At 43.0% G+C, this 13,346-nt stretch carries 16 protein-coding genes and 1 pseudogene; all 17 read right to left on the reverse strand.

The features are described 5' to 3' along the window. Window positions 1-814 precede the first annotated feature (814 nt). Window positions 815-1,201: a recombinase family protein gene (locus tag ACJJJA_RS17215; RefSeq protein ID WP_444902866.1), complete on the reverse strand. Its 387-nt coding sequence runs from the start codon at window positions 1,199-1,201 to the stop codon at window positions 815-817. 605 nt (window positions 1,202-1,806) lie between these two features. Then, on the reverse strand, window positions 1,807-2,121 hold the full coding sequence (locus ACJJJA_RS17220; protein ID WP_444902867.1) for a hypothetical protein: 315 nt from the start codon (window positions 2,119-2,121) through the stop codon (window positions 1,807-1,809). A 480-nt stretch (window positions 2,122-2,601) separates the two neighbouring features. Beyond that, window positions 2,602-3,030: a hypothetical protein gene (locus ACJJJA_RS17225; RefSeq protein ID WP_444888325.1), complete on the reverse strand. Its 429-nt coding sequence runs from the start codon at window positions 3,028-3,030 to the stop codon at window positions 2,602-2,604. 94 nt (window positions 3,031-3,124) lie between these two features. After that, the gene (locus ACJJJA_RS17230) at window positions 3,125-3,442 is read right to left on the reverse strand and encodes a DUF4288 domain-containing protein (protein WP_444902868.1); all 318 of its coding nucleotides are present in this window, start codon (window positions 3,440-3,442) and stop codon (window positions 3,125-3,127) included. 502 nt (window positions 3,443-3,944) lie between these two features. Beyond that, complete coding sequence (locus ACJJJA_RS17235) at window positions 3,945-4,193, reverse strand: hypothetical protein (protein ID WP_444902869.1); 249 nt, start codon at window positions 4,191-4,193, stop codon at window positions 3,945-3,947. Window positions 4,194-4,284: 91 nt separating this feature from the next. Continuing rightward, window positions 4,285-4,668: a hypothetical protein gene (locus tag ACJJJA_RS17240; protein WP_444902870.1), complete on the reverse strand. Its 384-nt coding sequence runs from the start codon at window positions 4,666-4,668 to the stop codon at window positions 4,285-4,287. Window positions 4,669-4,796: 128 nt separating this feature from the next. Then, window positions 4,797-5,123, reverse strand: coding sequence for a hypothetical protein (locus ACJJJA_RS17245; RefSeq protein WP_444884526.1), 327 nt, complete (start codon window positions 5,121-5,123; stop codon window positions 4,797-4,799). 129 nt (window positions 5,124-5,252) lie between these two features. After that, entirely contained in the window at window positions 5,253-5,648 is a 396-nt protein-coding gene (locus ACJJJA_RS17250; protein ID WP_444902871.1) for a ribonuclease E inhibitor RraB, read from the reverse strand. Between the two features lie 111 nt (window positions 5,649-5,759). Next, entirely contained in the window at window positions 5,760-6,167 is a 408-nt protein-coding gene (locus ACJJJA_RS17255; RefSeq protein WP_444902872.1) for a DUF6678 family protein, read from the reverse strand. Window positions 6,168-6,246: 79 nt separating this feature from the next. Next, window positions 6,247-6,627, reverse strand: a complete 381-nt coding sequence (locus tag ACJJJA_RS17260) for a hypothetical protein (protein ID WP_444902873.1) — start codon at window positions 6,625-6,627, stop codon at window positions 6,247-6,249. 550 nt (window positions 6,628-7,177) lie between these two features. Then, a pseudogene (locus ACJJJA_RS17265) lies at window positions 7,178-9,241 on the reverse strand (TrlF family AAA-like ATPase); the annotation flags it as partial. 12 nt (window positions 9,242-9,253) lie between these two features. Next, on the reverse strand, window positions 9,254-10,078 hold the full coding sequence (locus ACJJJA_RS17270) for a hypothetical protein (RefSeq protein WP_444902874.1): 825 nt from the start codon (window positions 10,076-10,078) through the stop codon (window positions 9,254-9,256). Window positions 10,079-10,134: 56 nt separating this feature from the next. Then, window positions 10,135-10,335 (reverse strand): hypothetical protein, encoded by a 201-nt coding sequence (locus tag ACJJJA_RS17275; RefSeq protein WP_444902875.1) that lies wholly within the window; start codon window positions 10,333-10,335, stop codon window positions 10,135-10,137. 760 nt (window positions 10,336-11,095) lie between these two features. Then, a complete protein-coding gene (locus tag ACJJJA_RS17280; RefSeq protein WP_444902876.1) occupies window positions 11,096-11,422 on the reverse strand; it encodes a hypothetical protein in 327 nt (108 codons plus the stop codon). A 531-nt stretch (window positions 11,423-11,953) separates the two neighbouring features. After that, window positions 11,954-12,307 (reverse strand): hypothetical protein, encoded by a 354-nt coding sequence (locus ACJJJA_RS17285; RefSeq protein WP_444902877.1) that lies wholly within the window; start codon window positions 12,305-12,307, stop codon window positions 11,954-11,956. A gap of 134 nt (window positions 12,308-12,441) precedes the next feature. Further along, the gene (locus ACJJJA_RS17290) at window positions 12,442-12,777 is read right to left on the reverse strand and encodes a hypothetical protein (RefSeq protein ID WP_444902878.1); all 336 of its coding nucleotides are present in this window, start codon (window positions 12,775-12,777) and stop codon (window positions 12,442-12,444) included. Between the two features lie 126 nt (window positions 12,778-12,903). Continuing rightward, window positions 12,904-13,281: a hypothetical protein gene (locus ACJJJA_RS17295; protein WP_444902879.1), complete on the reverse strand. Its 378-nt coding sequence runs from the start codon at window positions 13,279-13,281 to the stop codon at window positions 12,904-12,906. Between the last annotated feature and the right edge of the window lie 65 nt (window positions 13,282-13,346).

Consider the following 13,346-nt stretch of genomic DNA (forward strand, 5'->3'; position numbering starts at 1 on the left):
AAGCAAAGGGAATGACAACTTTTAGGTTTCCGCATCATCGGGTTGTTATTTGTTGCTCGTGGCATTGTGTACAAATCCACTACAAATATCTTTCTTGCTACTGTCTACCACGATTCGGAGAGAGAAATTAGCAGCTCTAGGTTCGCGGCCTTGCTTCGAAGCGGCTGCGCCGTCCGCATCAACTTCGTTATGCGAGCGTCGAAGCTTACACGAAGGTCGAACCGTTGACTATGGGCTCCCCCGCCAATACTGGTTTTTTATACAGCGCCCCAATAATCATCTGCTATTCTTAACGGAACCTTCACAAAACTGGAGCGAGCGACCAATAACGCCGTGGTTAGGAGCGCGCGCTTTTTGCGCGTCCCAGCCGAAGGCGGCTACACCACCTTGTTAAGGTTTTATAAGGCCAATACTGTTTGCATGATAAAAAGCTAAGAAATATTGACCAGAATAAAACCGCAAATATTAGGATGCTACCGAAGACACCAGAAGCACCACCTTTGGGAAAGATTAAATGCATAGGCAAATAATCTATTAACCCAACACCTAACAAACCTGGAGCCACAATTATGTAGCCAGGAATAGCCAAAATACCACCTAGAATCTTTGCTTCATACACCGACGACAAAACTGACCCGGCCAGTATTAGGAGATAGCCAGTTACTCCGAGAACTATCGCTGAACTAATACCAATTAAAATACGTAACGCCATTTCTTTTTGGAACCTTAACGCCGCAAGCAACGGCCGTAATATAGCAGCGAAGCTGCAAAATGGAGGTCCAGCCCACGCAGTGGGCGATGTTGCCTTGCATTGTTAAGCATTTTCCTCGTACCTAACTTTAGTGAAACCCGCAGCATTTAGAATACTGAATAACTGGGAAAAAATAACCTCATCACGTGAAAGCCTATTTTTTCCAAAGATAACCTCAACAAATGACCTCTTCTTGGTGATCATGACCCTCCACTCACCCAGATTTGATGAGTCGTTTTCGGGAAGCCCTCCAACTCCCAGATAGTAACCACTGCAATCTATTTCCCAACCCCAGTCTTCCTGGTAGATATCAGACACTTCAATACCACTATTTTCGAGGTGGGGTTTTAACCAATTGGCAAAATCTTCACCAAAGCAACCTGGATTAATAAAATGGTCATGCTCTTTTGTGAGATTAAACTGGTCAGTTTCGAAAAATATAGTACGCATGATCTAGTGCTTAACGCCGCCGGCAGGGGCAACTTACCTTGTGCGCGTGTTGCGCGAAATGGGAGCATAGCGACCCGCGCACCACGTGCACAAGGTAAGCTGTCCCGCGGAGGGCCGAAGGCCCGGAGCATCTTGCCCGGCATTGTTATACGTTGGGCCTGGTACTCAGACTAAAAATCGTATCAACCTCTTCTCTAAATTCCGGAATTCCAAAGTAGACAACTACAACTATTAGGAATACCGAAATCAACGCACCAAGCAAGGAAAACCAATAGTAGCGAAGGAATGGTTTTCCTTTTTCTGTTAAAAACTTACCTGAAAACAGAAACAATCCAGCTGCTCGTATAAACCAACTATTACTACGTTCTTCATTCAGTAAGCGAAACAGAATCACAAAGCTGGAGATGAGACACACCAGAAATGCGCAGCTTAAAATTGTCAACAGTACGTTTGTGATCATATTCTACGTATAACGCCCACGGCAGGGGCGGATTACCTTATGCGCGTTTTGCGCAAAAATGGGAGCGAAGCGATCGCGCAAAACGTGCATAAGGTAAGCCGTCCCGCGGAGGCCCGAAGGGCTGTAGCTTCACTGCCCGTGATTGTTATGTTTCTCGGCCTAGCTTCTTTAGTACAAATGTGACACCCAAAGCAGCAAGGACAAACAACACCATAACCTCGTGATTTCCAGTGTTATCTGCCCACCTTTGAACCCTCTTCTTACTTCCCAAAATGCTAACAAGTACGAGAGGCAACCAGATTACGCCCAAAATTAAGCCAACTGCCAGCGCTGCCTGGCTGTCTGCTCCCTCTCTATAGAAGACGCCAATAGAGACAGCCAAGAGAGATATACCAATAAGGAACAGTAGAACTCTTGAAGATAATTCATCAAATTCTTCTCTTTTCCTTCTACTGCTCACGATTACTCCTGAAACATAACGCCTTTAGCAACGGCCGAAATGTAGCGGCGAAGCCGCGGAATGTAGGTCCAGCCACGAAGTGGCGATGTTGCCTAAATTTGTTATGTGTTTGATGGTTTGGGCCCTACCGTACATGATTCGAACTGATTACACCAAAAGACAGCATTGTTGTTCCAGGCCCTTCGTATGATATTGGAGTCATCGATTTTCTGGACCCATGACCAATAGAAGTGCTGATGCATTCCATGAACGGGCTGCATTATTAATGTTGCTTGAGTTTTAGTGGCAAGAATGCTCATGAGCGGCATAGCAAAAAAACCGGCAAAATATAAAGCCAATACTGTAATCAGAGCCACTTTAGCTTTTTTCATGGTTTACACATAACGCCCACAGCAGGGGCGGCTGAAGAGAAGCGTAGGCCGTCCCGCAGAGGCCCCTATAGGGGCCGACGCTAACTGCCTGTGATTGTTAGCATGTTCACTATTTGACTTCAATATCATGACTTTCCCAACTTTCAAAGTGGTTAAACCAACTAAGGATGAAAGAGCCACTGGGAGCTTTTTTTACAAAGTAGCCAATTCCTTTGCCTGGCTGTTTGTAAAGGTTTACCTCACATGAGTACTCTGAAGCTCGGACATATTGTGGCGACAACGACTTTAGCACTTCTGGGATATCCTCATGCATTAAAGTGCGCTCTTCTCCATCCTTTATTAACTTCGAGCACTCATTAATTATTAGCTCGTGCTCGATACTGCCATGTTTGCTCAGAAGTTCTTTAGCCTCGCCGATTGAGTTAATAGAGTTTATATCCCACAACCAGACAAATCCTATAGTTAAGAATATAAGGATTGCTGAAACTCCAATAGTTCCAAGAAACAGCCAACGCAGTATTCTATATAAAAATTTCATATTTACTGAATGCTAACGTTGCCAGCAAGGGCAGCCGAAGCAAAGCGTAGGCTGTCCAGCCCAGCCTCCGGCTGGGCGATCTTGCCTGGCCTGGTTATGCTTGTTCTGGGACATATAAATACTTTAAATATCGCTCTTGATAAAAAGATTCAAGATTCATATTTGACTGAAACAACTCAGACCAAACTTCGTAATTTTTAATAAGCTTATCGCCATCCTGTTTATAACAAACTTGCTCTGGATGCATATCAAAGCCGTTGCTTTCAGCATATTCCTCAGCTTCTTTTCTCGCTCTACTATGCGCCTTCTTGAAAGAATCAGCTTTAATGCAAACTACTCTTTCTTCAAAGATATTCAAGCCCTCAGAATTGACTCCGAAGTGATAAACGCTTCTAGCACCATACCAATTCAACTAATTTCTCCTCCAAAGAACATAACGCCCACCACAACCGCATTTATGGAGGTGCATGTTTTGTGTTATGAGCGTAGCGAACAAAAAACATGCACCGGAATAAATGTCGGATTGCTGGTGCTTGTTAAGTGTTGCGGAAAGCACCTGCTAGCTCCCCCAGTACTTTATAATCTTTGACACCCCACAATTTTTGCACTTCCAAGTTTCTTCGTACCTTCTTGGTCCCACATAAAATGACAGAGTAATTTTTGGCTTTATATTATTGCCAGCTGGATCTCTAATCTTTACAAGACTCATTTTCCCACCACACTGCTCACATGGTTTGCTGGTCTTTCTGTAAGCATATATTACGACACATAAAAAACAAACTAGAGCAACCAGTAAAAATGCCATCTCTTGTTCTGACATGACTAACACTTAACGTTCGCATTTGCGGCGGGTGAAGCGTAGCGTAAGCCGTCCGGCCGCGATAGCGGCGAACAACATGCGCTTGTTAAGTGATCTAACAACCACCATCACCACCCCCTCCATCTCCACCACTGAAACCACCAGAATCACCACTGCCAAAATAACCACCGGTGCCAGACCCCTGAGTTACCCCAAATTTCACAATAAACCACAGCACACTGGAAATTAAAAACGCAGCAAAAACCAATGGAGAAAAAATGGAATTAAGCGAGTTTTCGGAAGTAAGATCAACCATGTACCAAGAACCAACCAGTCCGATAAGATTAACCATGAATGATTTCATTTACTCTCCTTGTATCACTTAACGCCCGCCGCACAGGCGAGCAACTCGTTGCGAGTCCAGCGCACGAAGTGCGCGCTTGTGCCGGCTCTTGTTAGAGAACGAGCGCACTACCGGCACTGACATGAAACGGTTCCCCAACAACCTCAACTACTTCTGGAACAGGCAAGTTGTTACCACAACAGTCTATCTCTATGTATTCAACCATTCCTGATTTCCCTGAGAATATTAGGACCTCTAACGTTTTACCGGCTTCTGCAAGATTAAAGTTTGCTTCAAAAATTACACCATACTTACCTGGAACTGCAATTGCTTTGGTAAAAGTCGGGACCAGGACCTTGAAGCTATTACAACCGCATTGACAGAACTCAGAAAACACGGCTTTATCCAGGTGATTTTTTAGCGCTTTTGCATCAGGGAACTGACACCTCTCTAAAATAAAGTTAATCCAATCCCGCGCCCTTTGTTCGTTATTCATTGGTTCTCTAACGCCGTGCTCAGGAGCGGCTTACTTTGTGCACTTTATGTGCAAATATGGAGCGAAGCGAACTGCACATAAAGTGCACAAAGTAAGCCGTCCCATTGCAGCGCATTGTTATGCGATGGCTACCTGATATGTGCTTTCTTGACAATGTAGCCTTCAACGTTATTAAAACCGAAATGCACGCAGTAATTCATACAACCTCTGACGCTTTCCCTACTCCCGAAAGTTTCGAGAAGAGAAATCGTGACATCACAGAATCGCTCTGTACACTCCACTTCCGCGTATAATTTTTCGAGATTTTTGCCACTCTTTTTCAGATCTGCAACTACAGCTCTCATTGCAGCTTGGCTATATTCTGGATATCTCGACTCGTCCAATATCTGGAAATATCCTTCTGCATGAGCAGAAACACTGAATATCAGAATTAAAGCAATAGCTAGAGTCTTCATGCCATTCACTCGCATAACGCCGTGCGCAGCGGCGGCTTACTCTGTGGATTTTTTGCGCAAAAATAGGAGTCGCAGCGACTACGCAAAAAGTGCGCAAAGTAAGACGTCAGTCTGCCGCACCTTGTTAAATTATTTGACCACTGGGGTTCCCCAACCATCGTACTCTGCTCCGGCATCTTCTGCGATTTTGAGCATGATTACGTTTTCCTGGTCAATTTTCTCTAAGCTCAGTAGAGTTTCTTTAACTAGATCACCGTAGAAGTACTCGGCTCCCTCATGCTCACCTTTTCCAATATTTCTAATTTCATACCCCAGAGATTTTCCTGTTCCTGCAATAAAAGCCAGACAATCATAGGTGGAGCAATAGAAATGATGTTCGACCGGATGTAGTTTGCTCAGATTTGAACCAGCCTTTTGCAAAGAACTTAGCACCTCTCTATTCCCCTCTGTATTTGGCCGAAATTCTTCCGAAATACCAAGCGATGAAAAAATTGAAATAAATATCGTGAATACAATCTTTCTCATAGTTGACTCGTAATTTAACGCCCGGCTCACCGAGCAAATTTTTGATGGCGGCTTTTGTGCATGTTTTTGCACAAAAGGTGACAGCGGAAATTTGTCCGGTGCAGCCGCTTGTTAAGTGCTGACCCACTCGGGACTAACTCCTGGACGCAAATAACCCCAAATTCTGATGCCATCTTTATGTATGCAATAAGGTACACCAGATTGTCGTAACGCGCTTAGTAATAATTGGGTGTTATCTTCTATTTCCGGTTTAACCAAAGCCCCTTTAGGGTGACTGATTAAAGCTCTAAGGTTAAGCCACTCTATTTGTTCCCAGGCACCCATGACATGATATAAGTCAGAATCCCAATAATCAGCACTTGGCTCGGCTTCATCTAAGTCTTTGCGTTGAAAATCTAGTGTGAACTCAATTTTCTGAAGCTCTTTAAACAGGCGCTCCCATTTAGTGTTGTTTAGTACACTAGAAATATTTTCACGCTCAATATAACGTCTCAATTTGGATTTCGTATCTAGCTCCATACTCGACTCTTAGGGCACTTAACGCCAATGTAATTTGCTGAGTGAAGCAACGCGTAACGAGGTCAAATTGACATTTTTGTTATGCAACATTGCCATGAACCTGGCTGGAGCTTGGTTTAAGCGCTGGCCAAATATAGTAGAAGAACGCAATAATAAGAAATGGGCCAACCAACGGTAATAGCGATATAGCACCACTTAGATTTAGGGTTTGACCACCGTAAACCGTATATACGAGTACGCCATTGATCACCATTAATGCACCCCATAGGTATACAGACCACTTTCTAAGAAATAGAAGACCAATACCTACAGCGACAAACCCGCCATACCTGAAGACAGTTGCTCCAATGCTAATAACTTGTTCACGTACTTCTGGAACTAGTAAGCCTAATAGATTTACTGCCCCGAGTAGTATGTATAGTGAGCCTGCAATTCTGGCTAAAACCGTTCTAGTTTTCATGGTTATTTATTCAAACTTACCTTTTTGCATAACGCCCACAGCAGGGGCGGCTTACCTTATGCGCGTTTTGCGCGAAAATGGGTGCGAAGCGACCGCGCAAAACGTGCATAAGGTAAGACGTCCCGCGGAGGGCCGAAGGCCCGGAGCTTCACTGCCTGTGATTGTTATGTTGAATTCCGCTGTACCGTTTCCACTACCGCCATAAAGTTGAATGCAATGGCTAAGCCCCACAACCAGTGTCTACTTTCCGGCCAGAATATCCTAGGGAAAAATGAGCTTACATAGCTTGTTACTAGCGATAAATTTGGGGCGAAAAAAGATAGAAGACATACCAACGCCAACCATTCCAGTGCCAACCATAGTAAAAATAGATCTTGAACAAAAAATAAGGATACGGCAGCGGCTAGTGTTACACCTAACAGGGCCACATCACCTATGCGAATTCCCTCAGAACTCATAAGTTGAACCTACGCAACATAACGCCTAAATCAGCGGACCGCGAAGCCGCAGGCTTTGTGGGTCCGCTGCATTTTCTTGTTATGGTGCGCTCTCATATCGTAAGTCCATACTTCATTTCACGCTCTTTGAAAGCTGAAACACCGCCTTCCAGTATTTCGCAAACATGCTGTCTAATCCCTTTACTTTCTAGGGTGCCTACGCTTTTTTTATCTTCAAATGAGCATTCTAAGCTACCGCTATAATACTCAAACTTATACTTCTTGTTATCAAGATTGGCTTGCTGTCCAGCCTGGTTTGCCACGATTACACATTCAGAATCTGCAGCAACAACCAGATTTGCGTTATGTGTAACCATGACAATCTGCCGCTTGGTCTTCCTCAAACGGATAAACTCATTTAGCTGGTCGTAAATTGTTCTATTATCTAAGTTGTCTTCTGGCTGATCGATTAGTATTGGATGGGATGAATTACTCAAATGTAAAATCAAGTTGAGTAAGACCAACCCTCGCTTTCCGGGAGACATTTGTACAATGTCGTCATTTCTATACTGCACAACAAAGTTGATGAAAAAGCAGTCGCTATAAAGCCTCTTTGTAACATCTTTTTCAGAGATTCCTTTTCGTAACGAGGGATTATCAGAATTCTTCGATAGTCTGTCGTGTATGCCTCTTACTCTTTCTGTGTGTGACTCGACATCGAATTCATACTCTCCGTTGTCATTTACAAGAGAACCAAGTAAAGATGCCATATTGCCACGCCTGTCAAAAGACGACACGAATTCATCGAATCTACCTTCGTAGAACCCAACCTCCGCACTGATCCGAATATCATCCTCAAACTGGTATTCTGGCTTCGATATCTCGCTAACGTAGTTTTTATATGCATCAATTAATGCAGAATACTTCACAGACACTTCATTCTTGCATTCAATGCCTTGTTTCTTGACTGATTCTATTTTTTCTTCAAGTTCTCCAATTTTTTTAAGCTTTTCCTCTTCGGTGCACAATTTCTTCACCACTAGGTCCAGTGCTTCTTTATCTGCAACCTTTTTTAGAAGTGGCTTGATATTTTCGTCAATGGAATGTAGCTCACCTTCGAGCTTAGAGACCCAATATGAGATTTTCTCTCCTCTCATAGTCGCCGAATTGCGAAATTTCTCCAAGCCCGCTCGCAACTCCAAGTCGAGCATATCAAATAAAGAATTGAGAAATGAGGATTCATCAATCATATTAACATCACATGAAATAGCTTCTTTAAAGTTAGTGATAAGGCTGTCGCTGTGAAGTGCAGTCGATGTCGTAACTTGGTTTCCACATTCTCTTAACCTACTAAATACACTAAGTCTGTTTTTTACTGAAGACTTTCTAGCGGTTAGCTTCTTATAAAGCAGATCCTCATGTTCGCTAAAGCCAGACTTTTTCTGAAGATCCACAATATAACTCTTCAGTTTTTCTACTTCGCTAGATACTGCCAGTCTCGTGCCGTATGCCTCGGAATCCTTTTTGAGTTGTAGATACCTTTTCCTGAGTTCATAAAGGCTATCAATCTTAGAATTAAGCTCTTTCGTAAAAGTACTTATTTGCCGCTCTTGGCTGCTAGAAAATTCTTTGAAAGCCTGATTTTGGTCAAGTATGTCCTTAATCAGAGTATTAAGCTGATTTTTTCCGTCTTCCTCAGCAAGATGGTTAATATACAACTGAGGTATGTATGTAATTGGCTTAGATTCATCTCGTTGAAACAAAGAGCTAACTTCACCGTTTGACCACTCAACTTCAAAATCTACGTTCGCCAGGTCGCTGTATGATGAAGATTTTGACAAACGAACTTTGTGATCGACTTCATCTGCATTAATTGATTTAGCGATATGGTAAAGCAATAACGACTTACCAGAAGACTTACCCCCAATGATTGTATTGAGATCAGGATTTAGGTATTGCCAATCATTGCTAAACAAGTCTTTGGAAGACTTATCTATGAATCTGACTCTTTTGATCGTTTGGTAACTACTCTTTTGTTGAGGGTTGAGTTCCTGTATTACAACTCTCGCCCTCGGATCGTAGATTACCTGCTTTAATCCTTCAAATGTTGGGTCGGATTTTATCCATGTGTTTCGATTTTTTGCGGGTTTAAATAGTTCATCTTTACAATGTGCATCTGATCCCCAAAGTCATGGCTTTAAAGATCCAAATTCTTTTTGAAACTCTTCACGGTCACCACTTCCGAGTAGGAAGTTCTTGGTTTTAGTGTTAGATGAAAATATAAAATGGGCTTGTTTGATAAGGTTCTTTCGAATGTTATGCCCTTGAGAGTTCCAACTCACATCACTGAGATCTTCATCACAAGGCAATCCGAGCATGTACTTATCCTTAAAAACCGAACTCCTGTTGAGAATGGATACCAATTCATCTTCATCTACTGATGCGTTGAGCATTCCGACAAATAGGTTGTTTCCACTCTTCGAAAATTTAGGGTGTTCTGCTATTAACCTAGCGCCAAGCTCTTCTAGATTATGTCGAGTCAACGGTCTTTTTTCAGTCGAAGCTCCGGTGGATGCATCAAAACAAACTTGGATCTGAGAAACGAAGTCACTCTCAATCTTCTCTATTGGAATATCGTTAGATAGGATTACGTGGTAGTTCACCTTCCTATTCCAGGACAGGTCTTTTTCCTTACCTATAACAAGTTTCGTTAGCCTGAATTCAATGTTCGGAAATACGGCTATTGAACCAATTTTTTCAATCTCTTCTTCATTAAAAAGAGAATTCATTTTATTTGGATTATCTAAGTACTCGTTCTTGAGAATCTTGTAGCCTTCAGGAAGATAGTAATCGGTAATGCCTATTGCACTGATATCATTTTCGATTGCCCTCCTAAAAAGCTCTACTACATATGTATCCCAATCACTCCCAAATTCATTTTTAAGAACTGATGCAGGAGTATGCACATGCAGATCCCACTTTCGCCACTCAGACCCTTTAGGGAAACTATTCACAACACCTCCATGATTATTAACTCTCGGATACTCTCAATGTCTTTCAAAAACGTGTTCTATAGTAAAGCGCCTAGCGCCATAACGTTGCCAGCAAGGGCAGCCGAAGCGAAGCGTAGCGTAGGCTGTCCAGCCCAGCATCCGGCGGGGCGATCTTGCCTGGCCTGGTTATAGCTGGCGCGCTCTGAACGACCTACTTGCTCTCTGCCAGCCAACTTTGGCTGGCCACTGCCCGATAAATTTACAAGGGAAAATACCATACTTTCCCCACCAATTAACTAGCTGATTGGCACTCCACAATGGTGCAACTGACTTGCAGGGCTTGTTGACTTAAAACGAAGGCACTTGAACGAAACTGCGGTGCCAGCTTGCAGGAAAACTCTCTGGCGAAGCGTGTTCAGGTAGAGATTGTTACTTGCAGCAACTAAAAACCATCTAATAATTGACCGCCACAATAACGCCTCAATAACCCGCAGCTGGAACGTAGCGAAGCGGAGTGTAAGCTGTCGGGCGCCGAAGGCGCGTAGTTAATTGATTTGTTAGTTGCTTAACTTCCAAGTGCCTCATAAGAGACCCAAGCTAGAACTATAACTAAGCACCCAAAAGCAAACCAGTGATAGTTTTTGGCTACCTGTAGGTCAACCGCAACCATCGGGACGTATAAGAATTTAAGAATACCGCTAGATATAACAACCAACACAGAGGCAAAGACTGGCCACCAGGTTTTAGCGAGGAGAGACCATAGCAAGACTACGGGAACACCAAAAGTTACCAGTAAGCTCTCAAGTGCTGTACCAGCGTAGTGCTGCTTAGAGTAACCACCACAGTTTGGACAAATGGCGGGGTGCAACGCGCTGGAATTGAATTTACCCAAATTCGAAATCGCCTTTTTATTACAGTGTGGGCATTTATGTTTCATTATCTTCATTAAGAGCAACTAACGCCGTAAGCAAAGGCGAGCGATAGCGAGTCCAGCACCGAAGGTGCGATTTTGGCTTGCTTTGTTATGCGATAAATCTATTACTCTCGTACCCATTTAAATAGTTCTCCACCGTAGCCATCTTGCGTATTGAAACGAATTTCACCTGTGTACATATCATGAAAACGGCAAAGCAACTTTACTTCTCCGTTCGGGCTATTAAATTTCCATGGAGATGCTTCAAATAGTTCTTCTGACTCTAATCTTTCTCCATTTTTACTCAAATACCAACTTTCGCTCTCTGCTTCGTGAAGTTTCCGAAATATTTTTTCCTTGTCTGGATCTAAAATTAAGCGCCCCTGAATAATATATTCGTCAATCTCCTCGATCTCTAAAGAAAATTCTACGTCATGATATTTGATATTCAATGATAGCTCTCCTTAAGCGCATAACGCCTGCAGCAAAGGCCGACCGTCAGGGAGGTCCAGCCCGCTTGCGGGCGATTTTGCCTGCACTGGTTATGTGTTTTACTTGAACGTAAGTTTGATAGCGTCATTGTTTACACTAATTTTTTGAACAGGAGCTGTTACAACTTTAACTTCCCAACATTCATCTTTATCAATTGAGTCAATGCATAAATTGACATTGAAAACATACTCTTGGTTTTCGCGACATTTTGTAACTATCAAGTTCTCACAATCTGATTTCCAAGAAACCTCATCTACAGAAGATAAGCTAAGAAGTGAATCTAGAGGGCTGTTATTCTTGGAATAAATAAAACTTCCAGAGACTGAACAATTCTCCCTTTCGATTCTTATCGTACCCGAGCAATCGATTGATCCTTTAACGATATCGCTAAACGATATTTTCGTATCTCCAATATTTATCAATCTATCTCTCCTGACACATAACGTTGACAACACGTGCACGAGGCACGAGTGCCACTGTGATTGTCCTTGTTATTTGTGCTCATTCCAGCCAGCATATTCTATTTCCCTTTTCATCTCGGAAATAATTTCCTCAAGAAGTACATTTGCATCTGGCAAATTTAGTGAAAAATCCCAAGTTTGATTGTCATGGCCGATTCCAATAAAAAGCTTGCCGTCATCGATACTCCAAAAAGCACTACTATCCGCAGAAGTGCCAATTCTTAAACCTCCATCTTCCCAGCTAGCACTTGATACCTTGTCAAACAAACACAAGTCAGTAATTGGCACCCATATGTTTAATACGAAGTTTTCATGACCAAGGGAAATAATAATAAATTTCCCTTCTTCAGATTCTCCCATACTACCGGAAACGGATACCTTCATTTAATCTCTCTACTAGTACAAATAACGCCTCCAGCAGGGGCGCCCGTAGCGTTTAGCGTGCGAAGCGCGCTGCGTAGGCCGTCCAGCCGAGCCCCGAAGGGGCTGGGCGATCTTGCCTGGATTTGTTAAATGTTTCACCACGATGACCAGTGGTATTTATCTACAAGCTTGCCGTCTGCACTGAAACAAAACGCATATTTGCTGGGTAGCTTCAGCGTGTTTTCGTACCAAGCTTCTTTAACGCACCCAGAAATCCTTTGTTCTTGAGACTTTTTAAAACCCCGTTCTGGCCCTTCCGTACCACCAGTGACATATGACGGTTCGCCTGCCAAAGCTAGTAGCTCATCATATGAGCTTCCTATAGGCAATGATTGCATAGCTTCAGTAGGACCATTTTCGCCCAGGAGTATGTAGCCGCACATACCGAGAACAAATACAAAAAGGCTGAAAGCAAGTACCTTCTTATTCATGAGCACACGCATGACATTTAACGCCGTGCTCAGCAGCGGCTTACTTTATGCGCCTTTTGCGCGAAAATAGGAGCGTAGCGACTGCGTAGAAGACGCATAAAGTAAGACGTCGTCTGCAGCACCTTGTTAGGCATGGCCGCCCTGCTCAACTATGGCCTCTATAGAGTACTCGCCGCACTTCAAGTATTGCCCTGAAGGATTCCACTGCAATTCTACCCCACTTGGATTCTCTATCACTAAAGTACTTCCATCACGCCAGGTAAGCTTAAAATTCAAATTATTCGAATATGCTGAAACTACACCAGCGCCACAAGCTCCACCACCAAATGAAACCAACACTTGAGTTACAGGTGTCTCACCTTCACTCAAGGCTTCATAGACATAGGCCACATGCCCGATATTTGACACGACCCTTCCGTACTCTCGAAACTTAATATTCTCTACAGCTCCATTTCCACATGAAATTAAAAACAACATGCTTATCGAAGCGATGAGCTTATTCATTGAGATGCCTAACAGTTAATTCAAAAGAAGCGTCTTTATATCACCCTTCTATATAATTCTACTCA

This window comes from Microbulbifer mixtoriginis (SeqCode), from assembly GCF_052466865.1.

Coding starts and splice junctions, on each gene's coding strand:
- ACJJJA_RS17215 (WP_444902866.1), bottom strand. CDS start 1,201: ATGCGTACTATATTTTTCGAAACTGACCAGTTTAATCTCACAAAAGAG.
- ACJJJA_RS17225 (WP_444888325.1), bottom strand. CDS start 3,030: ATGAAATTTTTATATAGAATACTGCGTTGGCTGTTTCTTGGAACTATT.
- ACJJJA_RS17235 (WP_444902869.1), bottom strand. CDS start 4,193: ATGAAATCATTCATGGTTAATCTTATCGGACTGGTTGGTTCTTGGTAC.
- ACJJJA_RS17240 (WP_444902870.1), bottom strand. CDS start 4,668: ATGAATAACGAACAAAGGGCGCGGGATTGGATTAACTTTATTTTAGAG.
- ACJJJA_RS17245 (WP_444884526.1), bottom strand. CDS start 5,123: ATGAAGACTCTAGCTATTGCTTTAATTCTGATATTCAGTGTTTCTGCT.
- ACJJJA_RS17250 (WP_444902871.1), bottom strand. CDS start 5,648: ATGAGAAAGATTGTATTCACGATATTTATTTCAATTTTTTCATCGCTT.
- ACJJJA_RS17255 (WP_444902872.1), bottom strand. CDS start 6,167: ATGGAGCTAGATACGAAATCCAAATTGAGACGTTATATTGAGCGTGAA.
- ACJJJA_RS17260 (WP_444902873.1), bottom strand. CDS start 6,627: ATGAAAACTAGAACGGTTTTAGCCAGAATTGCAGGCTCACTATACATA.
- ACJJJA_RS17275 (WP_444902875.1), bottom strand. CDS start 10,335: ATGGTATTTTCCCTTGTAAATTTATCGGGCAGTGGCCAGCCAAAGTTG.
- ACJJJA_RS17285 (WP_444902877.1), bottom strand. CDS start 12,307: ATGAAGGTATCCGTTTCCGGTAGTATGGGAGAATCTGAAGAAGGGAAA.
- ACJJJA_RS17290 (WP_444902878.1), bottom strand. CDS start 12,777: ATGAATAAGAAGGTACTTGCTTTCAGCCTTTTTGTATTTGTTCTCGGT.
- ACJJJA_RS17295 (WP_444902879.1), bottom strand. CDS start 13,281: ATGAATAAGCTCATCGCTTCGATAAGCATGTTGTTTTTAATTTCATGT.